Here is an 18,143-nt window from a genome sequence, read left to right on the forward strand (position 1 = left end):
GGGCCGGCTAGAACACCGCGACGGTGAACACGGCCGAGGCGGCCGCGGTGAACAAGGCGGATTCGGGGTGGTAGACGCGCAGCGTCAAGCTCCCGGACACGTTCAGCTGGACGCCGAGGTCGAAGTTCGTGCCCGGCGAGCATGAGGTGGAGGCGAGGTTCACCCAGACCCCGACTCGGATCTGCTGCTGCAGGTACAGGAACCCGCCGTCGCCTCGGGCAGCCGAGCCGGCCGGGCCGGTCGCCACGTGTCCGTGGACCCGCAGCTGCTCTCCCTTGTGCAGCTTGGCCTTGACCGGTTCGGCCTTGATGTGCACCGGGGTCTTCTTCCCGGCCAGCTGGTGTGCGGCGGACTGCGGGACAGCCGCCTGGGCGGGCAGCGGCGCCAGCAGCAGGCCGCCGAGGGCGAGGGACAGGGCGAGACCGGCCGCTCGGGCGGGCCGCCGCATCGAGGTCGTAGTCATGGGTCCAGCGCAGTGCACCGCCGGTCGCTCCGCTTCTCCGTTCCCTCGACCGTCGGGGGACAGGCACCGGCGTGGGGGACAGCGTGAAGTTTCGTGACAGTGTTTTAAAACAGTGTTACTGTTGCTTCCGCACCCCGAGGAGGCGACCATGCACGGCCCAGTCCAGTTGTTCACCGTCATCGCGCTCGTATCGCTGCCGACCGTCATGTACGGCGGCTACGCGCTGAGCGGCGTCCTGCGCCGCGGCGATCTCACCGAGAAGCAGCGCGGCCTGTTCCGCGCCGGGCACGCGCACGCCGGTGTGCTGCTCGTCCTCGCGCTCGCCGCGTTGCAGCTCGTCCAGCACGGCGGTCTCGGCGACACCGCGCGCTGGATCGTCTGCTTCCTGCTGCTGTTCGGCGTGCTCGCGCAGTCCGGCGGGTTCTTCCTCGCGATGCTGCGCACCCGGCTCGGCATGGGCGTCACCACCGGCGGCGCGGTGCTGCTCGGCGCGGCCATGCTGCTCACCGCGTACGGCATCGCGTTCCCCTGACGAAATCGCTGGCACCGGGTCGTTAAGCTGGATGACGTGCCTGAATACCTGTCGACCGCGCCTGTCAAGGGGACCCGAGACTTCCTCCCCGCCGAAATGTCCGTCCGCACGCAGGTGTTCGGCCATCTCTACGACGTGCTGGAGCGCTACGGCTACCTCCGCTACGACGGCCCGATCCTGGAGCAGGCGGAGGTCTACGAGCGGAAGTCCGGCCAGGAGATCGCCGACCAGCAGCTGTACACGCTCACCACGCGCGGCGGGGAACGGCTCGCGCTGCGCCCGGAGATGACTCCGTCGGTGGCCAGGATGATCGCCGGCCACGCGAAATCGCTGTCGTTCCCGGTGCGCTGGTACAGCCACCCGAACTGCCACCGCTACGAGCGCCCGCAGCGCGGCCGCGTGCGCGAGCACTGGCAGATCAACGCGGACATCTTCGGTTCGGAAAGCGCGAACTGCGAGATCGAGATGTTCGAGCTGATCCACGACCTGATGGGCGCGGTGGGCGCGACCCCGGACATGTTCGCGGTGCGGGTCAACGACCGGAACCTGCTGTCGTCGGCGCTGACCGACGTCGTCGGGATCTCGCCGGACCACCTGCCGCAGGTGTTCGCGCTCGTCGACCGGTGGGAGAAGACCTCGGACGAGGACCACGCGGCGAGCGCCGCCGAGATCGGCTTGTCGGACAAGCAGTTCGCGAAGCTCACCGAGACGCTCGGCGCCGGTCCGGCGCTGCTCGACGAGCTGCCCGCCGAGGTCAAGGCCGAGTCGAACCTGGTCAAGGTGCTCGCCAGCAGCGCGGCGAGCCTGGTCCGGTATGAGCCGCTGATCGTGCGCGGGCTGGCGTACTACACGTCGACCGTGTTCGAGGTCTTCGACACCTCGCCGCAGAACCGCCGTGCGCTGTTCGGCGGCGGCCGGTACAGCAACCTCGCCTCGATGTTCACCAAGGAGCAGATCTCCGGCATCGGGTTCGGCATGGGCGACGTGACGCTGATGGACTTCCTCGACACGCACGGGCTCACGCCGCAGCCGCGCAGCGAGGTCGACGTCACCGTCATCCCGGTCACCGAGGACCTGGCCGACCCGGCCCGCGAGGTCGCGACGACGTTGCGGAAGGCGGGGCTGCGCACCTCGACCCCGCTGGAACTGCGCAAACTGGGCAAGGAACTCACCCGCGCGGACAAGGCGGGCGCGATCGCGGTCGTCATCGTCGGCGAGGAGGACTGGGCCGACGGGATGGTGACCGTGCGGAGCCTGGCCACCCGGGAGCAGCAGCGGGTCGCGCTGGCCGACGTCCCGGCGACGGTGCGGGCGATGGTCTCGCCCGCCTGATTTTCCCCGGGCGGGCATCGGTCTACCGACCGGTGCCCGCCTCTCGTTTGCCCGGCGAGTGGCGGATCCGGTGCGGTTTCGTCACTCACAGCAGCCGGCCACCGGTGAATCAGCCGACGTCCATGTTGCTCCACAGTGGACACTCAAGGCCGGTTCGCGTTCCCGGATCCGGGGCGCCAGGGGTCCGTTCCCCGTGGCGCTGTGCAACTGCGGATCCGCATTCTTCCGGTGCGCCGGGCCTGGTCGGCGCCCTGGGAGTCGAACCGAGCACGCTTGGTTGTCATTGCAGGGTCGTCATGATCGGTTCTTTGTAGTACCCTTGCGTAGTCGAGGTTGATCGCCCTAGCTGCGAACCCTTGACCTGGCCTGTTGCCGGAGGTCGACCCCCAGGGCTTCCGGTGACAGGCCTCTTACTTTTCCCGGGAAGGGTTTCCGTCCCCGCTCACCGGAGTATTGCCTGCTCACATGAGCGTCGCGGCAAGGGTTCCGCCGAGTTCCGTCACCGCTTCCAGCGCGGCCTTGTCCGGCTCGCCCGTCACGAGCACCGGTTCCGCCACCCGGGTCCAGCCGAGCCCGGTGGTGATCGCGTCGAGTTGCCGCACGGTTCCGGACGTGTCGTTGTTGCCGTGCACGTAAGCCCCGAACGGGCGGCCTTTCGTCGCGTCCAGGCACGGGTAGTACACGGTGTCGAAGAAGTGTTTCAGCGCACCGCTCATGCTGCCGAGGTTCGCCGGTGTGCCCAGCAGGTAACCGTCCGCGGCCAGTACGTCGGCCACCGTCGCGCCGAGCGCGGGCCGGCGGACGACCTCGACGCCTTCGATATCCGGATGTTTCGCGCCGGCGAGCGCGGCCTCGAACATCGCCTGCATCGACGGCGACGGCGTGTGGTGCACGATGAGCAACGTTGGCATGGTCCTCCCGTCAGCGCAGCAGCGCGGTGATCTCCTCGCGGACCGCGTCGAGCACTTCCGTCGCGCGGTGCCGCGCGCCGGCCAGCTCGCCGGTCACCGGAGTCACCACTTGCAGATACGCCTTCAGTTTCGGTTCGGTGCCGGACGGCCGCACGACGACCCGGACGCCGTCGCCGCTCAGCCGCAGCACGTCAGCGTCCGGGAGGAGGTCTTCAAGCGTCACCGACACCCCGCCGAGCGCGGCGGGCGGGTTCGCGCGCAATGCGGCCATGAGCCGTCCGCGTACGGAAAGATCGGTGACCCGCAACGACACTTGATCGGTCAGGTGCACGCCGTGCCGGGTCGCGATGTCGTCGAGGACGTCCAGCGGCGTGCGGCCTTCGGCCTTCAGAGTGGCGGCCAGGTCGGCACCGGCGACCGCGGCGGCGATGCCGTCCTTGTCGCGAACAAAGCTCGGGTTCACGCACAGCCCGAGCGCCTCCTCGTACGCGAACACCAAGCCCTCGCCGGCGCGGACCAGCCACTTGAACCCGGTGAGCGTTTCCGCGTAGCGCGCGCCCTTTTCCTTCGCCACTTCGCCGAGCAGCGACGAGGACACGATGGTGGTGGCCACCAACGGGTCTGGATTGTCCGTTGTGGACAGAACGTGCGCGCCGAGCAGTACGCCGGTCTCGTCGCCGCGCAGCATCCGCCAGCCGTCCGGGCCGCGGACGCCGAGCGCGCACCGGTCGGCGTCCGGGTCGAGCGCCACCGCCAGGTCTGCGTCCACTTCGGACGCCAGCGCCAGCAGGAGGTCGGTCGCGCCGGGTTCCTCGGGGTTCGGGAACGAGACGGTGGGGAAGTCGGCGTCCGGTTCGGACTGCTCGGAAACCAGGTGCACGTCAGTAAAACCGGCGCGAGACAGCGCGGCTCGCAAGGTTTCCGCGCCGACGCCGTGCAGCGCGGTCGCGGCGATCCGCAGCTCGCGCGTGGTGCCGTACGGCAGCGCGCCGACCGCAGCCAGGTATGCCTCGCGCGGGTCGACCACCTCGGCACCGGGCGTGCGCGGAATGCTGCGCGCGGCTGGAGCGGTCTGGATCGCGCGCTCGATTTCGCCGTCGGACGGCGGCACGATCTGGCCGCCGGTGGCGTCGTAAAGCTTGTATCCGTTGTCCGCGGGCGGGTTGTGCGACGCGGTGATCTGGATTCCGGCGACCGCGCCGTAGTGCAGCACCGAGAACGCCAGCACCGGCGTCGGCAACGGCTGCGGCAGCACCTTCACCGCGAATCCGGCGGCGGTCAGCACCTCCGCCGCCGCGGTGGCGAACTCCTCCGAACCGTGCCGCGCGTCGCGGCCGACCACGACCACGCCGCCCGCGTGCCCTTGCGCGGTGAGCCAAGCGGCGACGCCCGCGGTGGTCCGCGTGACGACCGCGACGTTCATCCCGTTCGGACCGGCGCGCACCGGACCGCGCAGCCCCGCGGTGCCGAACTCGAGCGGCCCGGCCATCCGGTCGGCGATCTCCTCGACCGCGCCGGGCGCCTTGCCGATCGCACGGGCGAGCGCGGCGGTCAGCTCCTCGCGCGCGGCCGGATCCGGATCGTCGGTGATCCAGCGGTAGACGGAATCGCGAAGGCGGGAATCGAGGCTGTCGGACACCCGCGCCAGCTTACGCGGATCCGGAAAGAAGTTGATCGCCGACGATACGCTGGCCTCGTGCGCATTCTTTTCACCTCCCTCGCGTCTTACGGCCACCTTTATCCGTTGCTGCCGCTCGCCACCGCCGCGCGCGACGCGGGCCACGACGTGGTCTACGCGACCGGCTCGGAGTTCCATCCGACCTTGGAGAAGGCGGGTCTCGAGAGCGTCGCCGCCGGAATCACGCTGCACGAGGCGTTCGGCCGGCTGTTCGCCGGAGACACCCGCAGCCGCTACGAGGTCCCGCAGGACGAGCTGAACCGGGCGATCGGCGAGGGGTTCGGGCGGCTGCTGCCCACCCAGTTCATGACCGATCTCGAACCGGTGCTCGCCGAGCGGAAACCGGACCTGGTGGTGTACGAAATGGGCAATCCGGGCGGTATGTTCGCCGCCCATCGCGCGGGCATCCCCGCGATCGGACACGGATTCGGCCGCATTTCCTCCGGCGGGCCGATGGAGAACATCAGCGAGCAGATCGACGCGTTCGCCGCCGAACTCGGGCTCGACGGCGACAGCCGGGTCTTCTGGGGTCGCCCGTTCGTGGACATCTGCCCGCCGTCGGTGCAGGCACCGGAGTTCCTCGCCGCCGCCCAGCGCTTGCCGCTGCGCCCGGTTGGCTGGAGCGAACCGGGCGACCTGCCGTCCGGCGTCGAAGGCCGCGACCGCAGCCGTCCGCTCGCGTACTTGACGCTCGGCACCACCGGAGCCAGCCAGGCGCACCTGCTGACCGCGGCGTTGCAGGGCTTGGCCTCGCTCGACGTGGACGTGCTGGTGGCCACCGGCCCGGCCGTCGACGTCGCCGCGCTCGGCGAGGTGCCGTCCAACGTGCGGCTGGAGGCGTGGGTGCCGCAGTCGGAACTGCTGCCGCACGTCGACCTGGTGGCGCACCACGGCGGAAGCGGGACCACCCTGGGCGCGTTCGCGGCGGGAGTGCCGCAGCTGGTGCTGCCGCAGGGCGCGGACCAGTTCACCAACGCCGACGCGGTGGTCGAGGCCGGCGCGGGCGCGAAACTGATCGGCGACGAGCTGACGGCGGACGCGGTCCGCGAGGCCTCCGGCCGGTTGCTGACGGACAGCGCGGTAGCGGACGCCGTGCGCGGGCTGGCGGAGGAGGTGGCGGGGATGCCTTCGCCGCAGGAAGTGGTCGCTCAGCTGCCGCAGCACGCCTAGCTGTTTGCGCCCCAATGTGGCATTGGGTGCGTGGGATGCACCGAATGCCACGTTGGGTGCGTGGGATGCACCCAACGTGGCATTGGGGCGCAAGGCCGAGGCTCAGGCGCGGGTGACGAGTTCCTTCAGCAGCGAGCCCATCCGCGTAGCCGACTGCCGCCCCGCTTCGAGGACTTCCTCGTGGTTCAGCGGTTCGCCGGTCATGCCCGCCGCCAGGTTGGTGACCAGTGACAGCCCGAACACCTCGAGCCCGGCCGCGCGGGCGGCGATCGCTTCCAGCACGGTCGACATGCCGACCAGGTCCGCGCCGAGGGTGCGCAGCATGCGGATCTCGGCGGGCGTCTCGAAGTGCGGCCCGGGCAGACCCGCGTACACGCCCTCCTCCAGCGAGCCGTCGATCTCCCGCGCCAGGTCGCGCAGCCGCGCGGCGTACAGGTCGGTGAGGTCGACGAAGTTCGCGCCGACGATCGGGGAGCGCGCGGTCAGGTTGAGGTGGTCGGAGATCAGCACCGGCTGCCCGACGCTCATCCCCGCGCGAAGTCCGCCCGCCGCGTTGGTGAGCAGCACCGTCCGCGCGCCCGCCGCCGCGGCCGTGCGCACGTTCTGCACCACCGGGTCGATGCCCTTGCCCTCGTAAAAGTGCGTGCGGCCGAGCAGGACCAGCGCCCGCTTGTCGCCGATCCGCAGCGACCGCACCGTGCCGCCGTGGCCGACGGCTCCGGGCGGGGTGAAGCCCGGCAGTTCGCCGAACGGGATCTCCGTGTCCGCGGTGCCGATCACGTCCGCGGCCGGGCGCCAGCCCGAACCGAGCACGACGGCGATGTCGTGCTTCTCGACGCCGGTGCGCTCGGCGATGACGGCCGCGGCCGCCTCCTCCAGGTTGCTCATGCCGCCGAGCGTATCCGGGCGCTGCGCACCGCGAGGAACGCGACCAGGCCGAACGGCGACAGGAAGATGGTCAGCACGAGCAGCGGGCTGAGCACCCACCACGGGACCCGGTGCGTGCGCGCCTCGAAGAACATCCAGCGCGCGATGAACAGGTCGAACGCGATGAGGTGCGCCCAGATCAGCGCGGCCCCGTACGGTGTGCTCAGAAACCCTTGCAGGACACCGAGATCCGGCCGCTGCATGGCGTGCCACAGCTCGCCGAAATGCGGGATCGCCAGTACGAAGTACCAGACCAGCGGCAGCAGCGGCACCCACGGCGAGGCCAGGATCCGGCGGGTGCCGCGCCAGCCGGGCAGGAAGATCATCAGCGCCCAGAACGGCACCGCGACCGGGAACGTCCAGGCGAAGACGGTCAGCTCGCTCATCGGATCGTCTTCCGGACCGGCACCAGCAGTGACGCCGCCGTGGCCGCCGCGACGAAGCCGGCCAGCAGACCGGCCGCGGCCAGCGTCGGGCCGCTCGGGTAGACCAGCGGTTCGCCGCGTTCGGCCTGCCAGACGATCAGGCCGACGAGGCCCGCGTAGCCGAGCGAACCCGTCCACACCAGCCGCACGCGTACCGCGCTCTCGCGCAGCCGGGGCAGCCGCGTCGCGAGCAGCGCGAGGCCGAAAGCCAAGAGCGGCAACGCTTGCAGCGCGTGCATGCCGACGAAATGCGGGATGCGCAGGTCGCCGCCGGTGGTGCTCCAGCCGAGCAGCGGGAGGCCGGGACCGCCGTCCTCGACGCCGACGCTGTGCGCGCCGATGAGGTCGGAGTGCCCGGTGGTTTGGATCTTGGCCAGCTCCTGCGGCGTGGGCTGAGTCATCAGCGAGCCGAGCCCGGCCCCGATCAGCGCCAGCACCGCGCCGGTGCGCACCGCCCAATGGACCGCGCGGTCTTCGAGCCGGGTGAACATCAGCAGGACGGTGGCCACGAGCGTGGCGAGCCAGAGCCCCGCCACCATCACGCCCATGGCCTGGAACAGCGCCGAGTCGAACGGGGACGTGTTCGCGAAGTGGCTCGGCCTGCCGCGGACCGCCTGGAAGGTCATCGCCACGTACTCGGCGGCGAACAGCACGACGGCGACGGTGGTGGCCACGCTCGCGACCTTGCGCAACCGGCCGGGCAGCAGCGAGACGAGCCAGCTCCAGGTGAAGAAGTAGAGCCCGCCGGAGACGGCGAACTTGAACAGCTTCGCCCACACCGGCGCGCCGAGCAGGGTGCGGCGGTCGATCAGCATGGCCGCGATGGTCAGCACGGTCGCGACCGCCATCGACGCGGCGAACCACAGCGAAGGACGGTGCCAGGTGCGCATCTGTGCGGTGCTCAACGTCGCGGGTGGGTCGACGGTGGTGGTCACGGGTTCCTCCCAGTATGGATAGTCATGCTCTCCGTTATGGGAAGTTAAACTATCCATACTGAGAAGTCCTCAGGGTTTTTCCCGGAAGTAGGGTCGAGCGGGTGCGGATGGCAGAGCTGAGCGCCGAGTCCGGGATCCCGGTGGCGACGATCAAGTACTACCTGCGGGAGGGTCTGCTGCCGGCGGGCGAGCGGACCAGCCCGAACCAGGCCCGCTACGACGAGGGGCACGTGCGGCGGCTGAAGCTGATCCGGGCGCTGGTCGAGGTCGGTGGGCTGTCGGTGGCGACGGTGCGGGAAGTGGTCGCCGCGGTCGACTCCGACGAACCGGCGTACCACGTGCTGGGGGTCGCGCAGTGGGCACTGACCGGGTTCGCCGCGGAGGTCCCCGAGGAGGAGCGCGAGTGGGCGGTGGAGACGCTGTCCGCGCTGGCCCGGAAGCACGGGTGGAAATTCGGGCTGGACAACCCGGTGGCGTCTTCGCTGGTCAGGACCATGTGCACGATTCGCGCGCTGGGGCACGAAGGGTTGCTTGACCAGCTCAGCCGGTACGCGGAGATCGCCGACCGGATCGCGGAGGCTGACCTGGACACCATCGACGCCACGGTGTCGATGGACCGGATCGTCGAGGCTGCGGTGGTCGGGACGGTTTTGGGCGACCGGTTGTTCGAGGGGCTGCGACGGCTGGCGCAGGCCGCCGAGACCGCCCGGCGCTACCCGGACAGCCGGTAAACGTCAGGAGGAAGCCGGGAACGACAACGTCGGCGCGATCTGGGCGAAGAGGCCGGACGAGCTGTCTTCCTGTTCGGTCGGCACGGTGAGCGAGAGCAGCCACAGTGCGTTGCCGGACTGCTTGATCAACGCGAAGGTCGTGCGGGTGATGACCGGGCCCGCCTTCCCCTCGGGGCCCGGGGCTCGTTCCGCCGTGCGGTAGGCGAGTTCGGTGCCGTTGGCCGTCTCGTGCGCTTCCCGCGCGGAAGTGAACGAGTCTTGCGACGACGAAAGCTTCAGCGCTTCTATCGCGTCGCCTTCGGAGTACCGCTCGAAGAAGTTCGGGATTCGTTCCAGGCGCAGCGATTGACGGCCGTCCGTGGAGACGTATTGGACCACTGTGGACGTGCCGTAGGTCGATTTCCGGGACGCGATAAAGCGTTGCCAGCCTTCCGGCACGGACACGGTGTACTCGCTGTCGCGCGAGACGTTCGCCGTCGCGCTCGCGTTGCCGTGCTGGGGAAGCAGCTTCGGTGGCGTCGACGAGCCCTCGACAGTGCCCAGCGTGCCCAGCACTCCGGTGCTCATTTTCTGCGGCGGCAGCAGATCCTGCCCGCTCACCACGCGGGCCAGCGCGAAACCGCCGCCGCACGCGACCGCGAACAGCAGCATCGAGGCGACCGCCAGCAGCGCCGTCGCCTTGCCGCTGCGCCGCGGAGGTGGCGGCGGCAGCGGAGCAGGCAGTGGCAAGGGCGGCGGGCCGGGGACCGGCGCCGGGGTGAAAGCGGGCGCGGACCCGGTGTTTCCCGAGCGCATGAAGGGCAGCGGGCCCGGGTCGGCGGCCAGCGCGGCGGGCTGCTCCGGGGAATCCGGCTTCGGGGCGACGGTCTTGATCACCTGGGTGTCGGTGGCGTCCAGCTGCGCGGCCGTCTTCTTGCCGTCCGGCGTGCGGAACAGTTCCGGGCCGAACAGGTCCAGCGCGGCCTTGTTCTGCATCGGGTACAGCCGGTGGCGCACCTCGCGCAGCGAGATCCGCTTCTCCGGCTCCTTCTTCATCAACGCGGTGATGACGTCGGCCAGCGGACCCGGCTTCGGACGCGGGACCTTGCCGTTGACGACCTTGCCGACGGTTTCCAGCGGGTCGCCGTCCGCGTCGTACGGGGGCGAGCCCTCGACGGCGGCGAACAGCGTCGCGCCGAGACCCCACAGGTCGGCGTTGGGGGTGACCGCGCCGCCGGAAGCGACCTCTGGCGAGATGTACGCGGGCGAACCGAGCATGATCCCGGTCCGCGTCATGGTGGCTTCGGAGACGTTGCGGGCGATGCCGAAGTCGGTGAGCTTGATCCGGCCGTCGCTCGCCACGAGGACGTTGCCCGGCTTCACGTCGCGGTGCGTGATGCCCGCGTCGTGCGCCGCTTCGAGCGCGGCGGCCACCGCGATGCCGACCGCCGCCGCTTGTTCGACGGTGAGCGGGCCGTGGTCGCGCAGCAGATGCGCGAGGCTGCGCGACGGCAGCAGCTCCATCACGACGAACGGCGCGTCGTTCTCGCGCGCGACGTCGTGCAGCGTGATGACGTTCGGATGCGACAGCACCGCGATCGCCCGCGCCTCGCGCAGCGTGCGCTCGCGCAGTTCGTCCGCCTGTTCGGCCGGGATGCCCGGCGGCACCTTCATCTCCTTGACCGCGACCGGGCGGTGCAGGAACTCGTCGTACGCCGACCAGACGGTGCCCATCGACCCCGACCCCAGAACCGACCGCAGGCGATAGCGCCCGGCGACTACCCGCGGCTGGTCGCCGCCGGTCGGCTCGGCGTTGTCCGTGCGGTCGGTGTTGCCGGGCTGGTCCAGGTCGCTGTTCTCCGAGGGCACCCCATGATTGTGGCCCAAGGGGCCGACACTCTTCGACTCGCCACCGCTACCCCTGAGTTCACCCGTACGGGGGGCGAGCAGAGTCACAGGTGCGGGTGGTGGCCTGCCTCTACCATCACTGGGTATGACGAACGTGGCTGGTCCGGAGTCGGCGCCGCACTCCGAGCCCGGGCTCGCGCTCGCGGCGGAGTTTCCGACCGCGGACCGCGCCCAGTGGCAGGAGCTGGTGGCGGGAGTGCTGCGCAAGAGCGGCAGGCTCCCGGAGGATTTCGCGGGTGCGCCGGAGGCCAAGCTGGCCTCGCGCACGTACGACGGCATCGAGATCCAGCCCCTATACACCGCTGAGGATGCCGGTGGAGACCTCGGCTTCCCCGGGCTCCCGCCGTTCGTGCGCGGTGCACGGCCGGAGGGCGTCGTCGACACGGGCTGGGACATCCGGGTCCGCCACCAGCGCGAAGACGTCCGCGCGGCGAACGCGGCGATCCTCGCGGACCTCGAAGGCGGCGCGTCTTCGGTGTGGCTGCGTCTCGGCGAAGGATCGCTGCCGATCTCCGCGCTCGCGGACGTGCTGAACGAGGTGTACGTCGGCCTCGCGCCGGTGGTCCTCGATGCCGGTGCGGAGTACGAAACCGCAGCTCAGGCACTGCTTGACCTCTTCGCTGAGCGCGAGGTCCCGGCCAGCGAAGCCGTCGGCACGCTCGGCGCGGACCCCATCGGCACCACGGCGCGGACCGGGCAGGCTCTCCCGCTCGCCCCGGCCGCCGAACTGGCCGCGAAGGTTGCCCCTAAGTACCCCAAGGTCCGCACGATTGTCGCCGACGGACTGCCGTTTCATGAGGCTGGCGGCTCCGACTCGCAGGAACTCGGCGCGACCATCGCGTCCGGCGTCGCTTATCTGCGTGCGCTCACCGCGGCGGGCCTGGACGTCGCGGCCGCGGCCGCGCAGATCGAGTTCCGGCTCGCCGCGACTGCCGACCAGTTCCGCACCATCGCCAAATTCCGCGCCGCGCGTCGGCTGTGGGACCGAGTCCTCGAAGTCTCCGGCGCGGCCGCGGAAGCACGCGGGATGCACCAGCACGCGGTCACGTCGCCGTCGATGTTCACCCAGCGCGACCCGTGGGTGAACATGCTGCGCACCACGGTCGCCTGCTTCGCGGCCGGAGTCGGTGGCGCGGATGCGGTCACCGTGCTGCCGTTCGACGCGGCGATCGGCCTTCCCGATGCGTTTTCCGCGCGGATCGCCCGCAATACCAACGCGATCCTCATCGAGGAGTCGAAGCTGGGCAGCGTCATCGATCCGGCGGGCGGCTCCTGGTACGTCGAGAAGCTCACCGACGAACTCGCCGAAGCCGCGTGGCGCGAGTTCACCGCGATCGAGGCGGCCGGCGGCATCGAGGCCGAACTGGCCTCGGGCGCGCTGGCCGGACGGCTCGCGCGGACCTGGGAGAAGCGCGCGAGCCGCCTCGCCACCCGGCGCGATCCGCTCACCGGCGTCAGCGAGTTCCCGAATCTGGCCGAAAAGCCGGTCACCCGCGAGCCGGTCCCGTCCACTGTGGACGGCGGACTGCCGCGGCACCGGTATGCCGAGGAGTACGAGAAGCTCCGCGACGCGTCCGACGACTACCTGGCCAAGCATGGCGAACGGCCGAAGGTTTTCCTGGCCACGCTGGGTCCGGTCGCCGCGCACACCGCCCGCGCTTCCTTCGCGACGAACCTGCTGCAGGCGGGCGGGATCGAGGCGGTGAACCCCGGCGCGACCGACGATCTGCCCGGCGCGTTCCGCGAGAGCGGCGCGAAGGTCGCCTGCGTCTGCGGCACGGACGCGGCGTACGAGGAACAGGCCGCCTCCGTCGCGGCGTCGCTCGGCGCGGACAGCGTTCTGTTGGCGGGCAAGGGAACCTACGACGGAATCAACGGCAACCTGTACGCCGGTTGCGACGCGCTCGAAATCCTGACCAGCCTCCACGAGCAGCTGGGAGTCTCCGCATGAGCATCCCGAATTTCGCCGACGTCCCGCTCGGCACTCCCGAGCCCGGCGACCGCGCCGCGTGGGCGCAGGCCGTCCAGGACGCCACCGGCAAGGGCCCGGACGCGCTGGCCTGGGAAACCCCCGAGGGCATCGGCGTCAAACCGGTCTACACCGCCGCCGATCTGTCCGATGTGGACTTCCTCGGCACCTACCCCGGCATCGCCCCGTACCTGCGCGGGCCGTATCCGACGATGTACGTCAACCAGCCGTGGACGATCCGCCAGTACGCCGGGTTCTCCACCGCCGAGGAGTCGAACGCCTTCTACCGCCGCAACCTCGCGGCCGGGCAGAAGGGCCTGTCGGTCGCGTTCGACCTCGCGACCCACCGCGGCTACGACTCCGACCACCCGCGCGTGTCCGGCGACGTCGGCATGGCGGGCGTGGCGATCGACTCGATCTACGACATGCGCCAGCTGTTCGACGGCATCCCGCTGGACAAGATGTCCGTCTCGATGACGATGAACGGCGCGGTGCTGCCGGTGCTCGCGCTGTACGTGGTCGCGGCCGAGGAGCAGGGGGTGAAGCCGGAGCAGCTCGCGGGGACCATCCAGAACGACATCCTCAAGGAGTTCATGGTCCGCAACACCTACATCTACCCGCCGCAGCCCTCGATGCGGATCATCTCCGACATCTTCGCGTACACGTCGCAGCACATGCCGAAGTACAACTCCATCTCGATCTCCGGCTACCACATGCAGGAGGCCGGAGCGACCGCCGACCTGGAGCTGGCGTACACGCTCGCGGACGGCGTCGAGTACATCCGCGCGGGCGTCGAGGCCGGGCTGGACGTCGACAAGTTCGCGCCGCGGCTGTCGTTCTTCTGGGCCATCGGCATGAACTTCTTCATGGAGGTCGCGAAGCTGCGCGCGGCACGTCTGCTGTGGGCGAAGCTGGTGAAGCAGTTCGAGCCGAAGTCGCAGAAGTCGCTGTCGCTGCGTACGCACTCTCAGACCTCTGGCTGGTCGCTCACCGCGCAGGACGTCTTCAACAACGTCACGCGTACGTGCGTCGAGGCGATGGCTGCGACCCAGGGGCACACACAGTCGTTGCACACCAACGCTCTCGACGAAGCGCTCGCGCTGCCCACCGACTTCTCCGCACGGATCGCGCGCAACACACAGCTGTTGCTGCAGCAGGAATCCGGCACCACGCGCGTCATCGACCCGTGGGGCGGCAGCGCGTTCGTCGAGAAGCTCACGTACGACCTCGCGCGCAAGGCGTGGGGTCACATCACCGAAGTCGAGGGCGCGGGCGGCATGGCGCGCGCGATCGACGAAGGCATTCCGAAGCTGCGCATCGAAGAAGCAGCCGCGCGTACGCAGGCGCGCATCGACTCGGGACGGCAGCCAGTCATCGGCGTGAACAAGTACCAGGTCACCGACGACGAGCAGATCGACGTGCTGAAGGTCGACAACGCGGGCGTACGCGCGCAGCAGCTCGAGAAGCTGCGTCGGCTGCGCGAAGAACGTGACCCGCAGGCCACCGAGGACGCGCTGCGCCGCCTCACCGAAGGTGCGCAGAACAACGGCAACCTGCTTGAGCTGGCCATCAACGCCGCCCGCGCGAAGGCCACCGTCGGCGAGATCTCCGACGCCCTGGAAAAGAACTGGGGCCGCCACTCCGGCCAGATCCGCACGATCTCCGGCGTGTACCGGGAAGAGGTGGGGAAGTCGGACAACGTCGAGAAGGCCCGCGAGCTGGTCGACAAGTTCGCCGAGGACGAGGGCCGCCGCCCGCGCATCCTGGTCGCGAAAATGGGCCAGGACGGCCACGACCGCGGCCAGAAGGTGATCGCCACCGGCTTCGCCGACCTCGGCTTCGACGTCGACGTCGGCCCGCTGTTCTCCACCCCGTCCGAGGTCGCCCGCCAGGCGTCGGAAGCCGACGTGCACGTGATCGGCGTGTCCTCGCTGGCCGCCGGGCACCTGTCGCTGGTGCCCGCGCTGCGGCACGAGCTGGCGGAGCTGGGCCGCGAGGACATCATGGTCGTGGTCGGCGGCGTGATCCCGCCGCAGGACTACCCCGAGCTGCGCGAAGCGGGAGCGGCGGCGATCTTCGGCCCGGGCACGGTGCTCGCGGACGCGGCGATCGACCTGCTGCAGCAGCTGGCCGCGCAGGAGTCCTGAACCTTGCCGCGGCGGATCGACGTCGGCGAATACGCCAAGGGCGTGCTCGCGGGCGACCGGGGGACCCTGTCCAAGGCCATCACGCTGGTCGAATCGCACCGGGAGGACCACCGGCGGCAAGCGCAGGAGCTGCTCGTCGAGCTGCTCCCGCACGCAGGCGGGGCGAAACGCGTCGGCATCACCGGTGTGCCCGGAGTCGGCAAGTCGACATTTATCGACCAGCTCGGCACTGACCTCACCACAGCCGGGCACCGGGTCGCGGTGCTGGCCGTCGACCCGTCCTCGACCCGCACCGGCGGCTCGATCCTCGGCGACAAGACCCGGATGGCGCGGCTGGCGGTCGATCCGAAGGCGTTCATCCGGCCGTCGCCGACCTCCGGCACGCTCGGCGGCGTCGCGCGCGCCACCCGCGAGACGATCGTGCTGATGGAGGCGGCCGGCTTCGACGTCGTGCTGGTGGAGACGGTCGGGGTCGGGCAGTCCGAGGTGACCGTGGCGAACATGGTCGACTGCTTCCTCTTCCTGACCCTGGCGCGCACCGGCGATCAGTTGCAGGGCATCAAGAAGGGCGTGCTGGAACTCGCCGACGTCATCGCCGTGAACAAGGCCGACGGCCCGCACGAACGCGACGCCAAACGCGCCGCGCGCGAACTGCAGGGCGCGCTGCGGATGATCTACGGCAAGGACGCGCTCTGGACGCCGCCGGTGCTCACGTGCAGCGGGCTCGAAGGCAGCGGTCTCGACGAGGTGTGGGCGGCGATCGGGAAACACCGCGAGGTGCTCACCGAATCGGGTGATCTTGGCGAGCGGCGCAAACGCCAGCAGGTCGACTGGACGTGGTCGATGGTCCGCGAACAGCTGCTCGACCGGCTCACCGCGCATCCGGCGGTCCGCGCGCAGGTGGCCGACGTGGAGCGCGCGGTGCGCGACGGGGAACTCACCGCCACGCTGGCCGCGCAGCGGATCTTGGCGGCGTTCACCGAGCCCTCTTCTTGAACGTTGTCCAAGAAGAGAAAGCGCTCTGTGCACAAGTGTCTTTTGACCGTCTCAGGGGCTCATTGCGCTCGACGGTCGTCGGCGCGAGGCGAGCGGGCCCGCCTCCACCGCGTGGCGGCTGACGCGCCCTCGGTTCGACAGGCACAATGCACGGTGACGGCGTAGAAGGGAAGTCATGGCGAAGGTGCGGGGACTGCTGCTGGCCGGTCTGCTCGGCGTGCTGCTCACCGGGGCGCTGCCCGCGGCGGCGTCCGCGGCGACCCCGGCTCCGGCCGCGGTGACCGTGGCCGCTGAGACGGCGATCACGCAGGTGAACGCGGTCCGCCAGGCACCGCCGGGACCGGTGCTCGACCCCACGCAGACCGACAAGGCCAACGCCGACAAGACGAAGAAGAACCTCATCGCCGGCGGGGCCGCGGTGGTGCTGCTGGCCATCGTGTTCTTCGGCCGCCGCCACCGCATCAAGCGCCGCAAGGCGCAAGGCGGCTGAGCTTTCCGTCGTTCACCCTGGCCGAACTGTCATCAGCCGTTCGCCGCAGATCCGGTACCGGCCGTCTTGGTCGAACGGCAGCCCGCCGCCGCTTGCCACCTGCATGGTGCACGATCGACTCCGATGCGTAAGACAGATCGATCGGCACGTTGCGTGTTCCCCTGCGCTCGTGTTGCGGGAGGAGGTGCGGCGTGACGGTGCTGGACTCACGGCCGGACGTTCCAGGTGACCACGAGGGCAACCCGATCGCGGCGCCCGGCGCGCTGCTGACCGAAGCCGGCGTCAGCATGGCTCCGGTGGAAGACCTTGGCGCGGGCCGCGGCCCGTTCTGGCTGGACGACTGGCTGCGCGCGAACGCGACCGACGTGCTCGCGTGGCGGCGGCACATCCACGCCAACCCCGAGCTGTCGCGGAACGAGTTCGGCACGACCGAGCTGATCGTCTCGCTGCTGCGCCGGGTCGGGCTGAAGCCGTGGGTGCTGCCCGGCGGCACCGGCGTGGTGTGCGACATCGGCAAGGGCGAGCGCTGCGTCGCGCTGCGCGCGGACATCGACGCGCTGCCGCTGACCGAGGACACCGGCCTGCCGTACAGCTCCACCACCGAGGGCGCGGCGCACATGTGCGGCCACGACGCGCACACCGCGATCCTGCTCGGCGCGGGCCGCGCGCTCGCCGGCGCGCCCGAGCTGCCCGGCCGCGTGCGGCTGATCTTCCAGCCCGCGGAGGAGGTCATGCCCGGCGGCGCGCTGGACATGATCGCCGCGGGAGCGCTGGAAGGCGTCGAGCGGATCTACGGCCTGCACTGCGACCCGCGGCTCGAAGCGGGCAAGGTCGGCACCCGGGTCGGCGCGCTGACGTCCGCCGCCGACCTCATCGAACTGCGCCTCACCTCGCCCGGCGGCCACACGTCGCGGCCGCACCTCACCGCCGACCTGGTGTACGCGCTCGGCACGGTCATCACGTCGCTGCCGTCGGTGCTGTCCCGGCGCGTCGACCCGCGGTCCGGCACGGTACTGGTGTGGGGCGCGGTGCACGCCGGACAGGCCGCGAACGCGGTCCCGCAGGACGGCGTCCTGCGCGGCACGCTGCGGACTGCCGACCACGAGGTCTGGAAGTCGCTGGAGCCGCTCGTCGCCTCGTCGGTGGAATCGCTGCTGGCCCCGACCGGCGTCGGCTTCTCGCTCGACTACCGGCGCGGGGTTCCGCCGGTGGTCTCCGACGCCGAATCGACCGCGCTGATGCGCGCCGGCGTCGAGGCGGCGGTCGGCGAAACGGGCCTCGCCGGGACGGAACAGTCGTCCGGCGGCGAGGACTTCGGCTGGTACCTGGAGCACGTCGGCGGCGCCTTCGCCCGGCTCGGCGTGTGGTCCGGCCCGCCCGCTCCGCAGGCCGACATCCACCGTCCGACGTTCATCCTCGACGAGCGCGCGCTGCTCGTCGGAGTGCGCACTTTGGTGCACACCGCGCTGGCCTCGCTGGCCTGAGTTATCCACAGGCTTCGCGCCGATGTGGATAACTCAGGCGGGTGAGAGGTACCCCTCGTGCGGGGG

At 70.5% G+C, this 18,143-nt stretch carries 16 protein-coding genes; 9 read left to right on the plus strand and 7 right to left on the minus strand.

Going from position 1 to position 18,143, the window contains the following annotated elements:
* Positions 1–7: 7 nt before the first annotated feature.
* Positions 8–463 (minus strand): hypothetical protein, encoded by a 456-nt coding sequence (locus RPX00_RS18265; RefSeq protein WP_406640839.1) that lies wholly within the window; start codon positions 461–463, stop codon positions 8–10.
* A 148-nt stretch (positions 464–611) separates the two neighbouring features.
* Here RPX00_RS18265 and RPX00_RS18270 point away from each other — a divergent pair, with 148 nt between their 5' ends.
* Complete coding sequence (locus RPX00_RS18270; protein ID WP_406640840.1) at positions 612–995, plus strand: hypothetical protein; 384 nt, start codon at positions 612–614, stop codon at positions 993–995.
* 36 nt (positions 996–1,031) lie between these two features.
* On the plus strand, positions 1,032–2,327 hold the full coding sequence (gene hisS / locus RPX00_RS18275) for a histidine--tRNA ligase (RefSeq protein ID WP_406640841.1): 1,296 nt from the start codon (positions 1,032–1,034) through the stop codon (positions 2,325–2,327).
* A 461-nt stretch (positions 2,328–2,788) separates the two neighbouring features.
* Here the strand turns inward: hisS and RPX00_RS18280 are convergent, their stop codons facing one another.
* Both RPX00_RS18280 and RPX00_RS18285 read right to left on the minus strand, forming a co-directional pair.
* Positions 2,789–3,238 carry an NAD(P)H-dependent oxidoreductase gene (locus tag RPX00_RS18280; RefSeq protein WP_043831828.1) on the minus strand — a complete coding sequence of 150 codons (450 nt, stop codon included), beginning with the start codon at positions 3,236–3,238 and terminating at the stop codon, positions 2,789–2,791.
* Between the two features lie 10 nt (positions 3,239–3,248).
* Positions 3,249–4,877: a phospho-sugar mutase gene (locus RPX00_RS18285; RefSeq protein WP_406640843.1), complete on the minus strand. Its 1,629-nt coding sequence runs from the start codon at positions 4,875–4,877 to the stop codon at positions 3,249–3,251.
* 57 nt (positions 4,878–4,934) lie between these two features.
* On the opposite strand from RPX00_RS18285, the gene RPX00_RS18290 reads away from it, so the two are divergent.
* A complete protein-coding gene (locus RPX00_RS18290; RefSeq protein WP_406640844.1) occupies positions 4,935–6,086 on the plus strand; it encodes a glycosyltransferase in 1,152 nt (383 codons plus the stop codon).
* 102 nt (positions 6,087–6,188) lie between these two features.
* Here RPX00_RS18290 and RPX00_RS18295 read toward each other — a convergent pair whose 3' ends face one another.
* The 3 genes from RPX00_RS18295 to RPX00_RS18305 are packed head-to-tail and all read right to left on the minus strand — an operon-like array spanning position 6,189 to position 8,373.
* Positions 6,189–6,974: a purine-nucleoside phosphorylase gene (locus RPX00_RS18295; RefSeq protein ID WP_378300681.1), complete on the minus strand. Its 786-nt coding sequence runs from the start codon at positions 6,972–6,974 to the stop codon at positions 6,189–6,191.
* Entirely contained in the window at positions 6,971–7,399 is a 429-nt protein-coding gene (locus RPX00_RS18300; protein ID WP_406640846.1) for an ABA4-like family protein, read from the minus strand. Before RPX00_RS18300 ends, RPX00_RS18295 begins: the two co-directional genes overlap by 4 nt.
* Positions 7,396–8,373 (minus strand): hypothetical protein, encoded by a 978-nt coding sequence (locus tag RPX00_RS18305; protein ID WP_406640848.1) that lies wholly within the window; start codon positions 8,371–8,373, stop codon positions 7,396–7,398. The genes RPX00_RS18300 and RPX00_RS18305 overlap by 4 nt, the downstream gene beginning before the upstream one ends.
* Positions 8,374–8,480: 107 nt before the next feature.
* On the opposite strand from RPX00_RS18305, the gene RPX00_RS18310 reads away from it, so the two are divergent.
* Positions 8,481–9,104 carry a MerR family transcriptional regulator gene (locus RPX00_RS18310; RefSeq protein WP_406642984.1) on the plus strand — a complete coding sequence of 208 codons (624 nt, stop codon included), beginning with the start codon at positions 8,481–8,483 and terminating at the stop codon, positions 9,102–9,104.
* A 3-nt stretch (positions 9,105–9,107) separates the two neighbouring features.
* Here RPX00_RS18310 and RPX00_RS18315 read toward each other — a convergent pair whose 3' ends face one another.
* Positions 9,108–10,817, minus strand: coding sequence for a serine/threonine-protein kinase (locus RPX00_RS18315; RefSeq protein WP_406642985.1), 1,710 nt, complete (start codon positions 10,815–10,817; stop codon positions 9,108–9,110).
* A 259-nt stretch (positions 10,818–11,076) separates the two neighbouring features.
* Here RPX00_RS18315 and RPX00_RS18320 point away from each other — a divergent pair, with 259 nt between their 5' ends.
* From RPX00_RS18320 to RPX00_RS18340, 5 genes are all read left to right on the plus strand, one after another.
* Positions 11,077–12,942, plus strand: a complete 1,866-nt coding sequence (locus RPX00_RS18320; protein ID WP_406640850.1) for a methylmalonyl-CoA mutase family protein — start codon at positions 11,077–11,079, stop codon at positions 12,940–12,942.
* The gene (gene scpA, locus RPX00_RS18325) at positions 12,939–15,107 is read left to right on the plus strand and encodes a methylmalonyl-CoA mutase (RefSeq protein WP_406640852.1); all 2,169 of its coding nucleotides are present in this window, start codon (positions 12,939–12,941) and stop codon (positions 15,105–15,107) included. Before RPX00_RS18320 ends, scpA begins: the two co-directional genes overlap by 4 nt.
* Positions 15,108–15,110: 3 nt before the next feature.
* On the plus strand, positions 15,111–16,103 hold the full coding sequence (gene meaB, locus RPX00_RS18330) for a methylmalonyl Co-A mutase-associated GTPase MeaB (RefSeq protein ID WP_406640854.1): 993 nt from the start codon (positions 15,111–15,113) through the stop codon (positions 16,101–16,103).
* A gap of 175 nt (positions 16,104–16,278) precedes the next feature.
* Entirely contained in the window at positions 16,279–16,593 is a 315-nt protein-coding gene (locus RPX00_RS18335) for a hypothetical protein (protein ID WP_406640856.1), read from the plus strand.
* 191 nt (positions 16,594–16,784) lie between these two features.
* On the plus strand, positions 16,785–18,077 hold the full coding sequence (locus RPX00_RS18340; protein WP_406640858.1) for an amidohydrolase: 1,293 nt from the start codon (positions 16,785–16,787) through the stop codon (positions 18,075–18,077).
* The last annotated feature ends 66 nt before the right edge of the window (positions 18,078–18,143 follow it).

The organism is Amycolatopsis sp. WGS_07 (assembly GCF_045278895.1).
Classification (GTDB): domain Bacteria; phylum Actinomycetota; class Actinomycetes; order Mycobacteriales; family Pseudonocardiaceae; genus Amycolatopsis.

What these genes read in the sequence shown, in the direction of transcription:
- RPX00_RS18265 (WP_406640839.1), bottom strand. Translation starts at nt 463, where the DNA reads ATGACTACGACCTCGATGCGGCGGCCCGCCCGAGCGGCCGGTCTCGCC.
- RPX00_RS18270 (WP_406640840.1), top strand. Translation starts at nt 612, where the DNA reads ATGCACGGCCCAGTCCAGTTGTTCACCGTCATCGCGCTCGTATCGCTG.
- RPX00_RS18280 (WP_043831828.1), bottom strand. Translation starts at nt 3,238, where the DNA reads ATGCCAACGTTGCTCATCGTGCACCACACGCCGTCGCCGTCGATGCAG.
- RPX00_RS18295 (WP_378300681.1), bottom strand. Translation starts at nt 6,974, where the DNA reads ATGAGCAACCTGGAGGAGGCGGCCGCGGCCGTCATCGCCGAGCGCACC.
- RPX00_RS18300 (WP_406640846.1), bottom strand. Translation starts at nt 7,399, where the DNA reads ATGAGCGAGCTGACCGTCTTCGCCTGGACGTTCCCGGTCGCGGTGCCG.
- RPX00_RS18310 (WP_406642984.1), top strand. Translation starts at nt 8,481, where the DNA reads ATGGCAGAGCTGAGCGCCGAGTCCGGGATCCCGGTGGCGACGATCAAG.
- RPX00_RS18315 (WP_406642985.1), bottom strand. Translation starts at nt 10,817, where the DNA reads ATGGGCACCGTCTGGTCGGCGTACGACGAGTTCCTGCACCGCCCGGTC.
- RPX00_RS18320 (WP_406640850.1), top strand. Translation starts at nt 11,077, where the DNA reads ATGACGAACGTGGCTGGTCCGGAGTCGGCGCCGCACTCCGAGCCCGGG.
- scpA (WP_406640852.1), top strand. Translation starts at nt 12,939, where the DNA reads ATGAGCATCCCGAATTTCGCCGACGTCCCGCTCGGCACTCCCGAGCCC.
- RPX00_RS18335 (WP_406640856.1), top strand. Translation starts at nt 16,279, where the DNA reads ATGGCGAAGGTGCGGGGACTGCTGCTGGCCGGTCTGCTCGGCGTGCTG.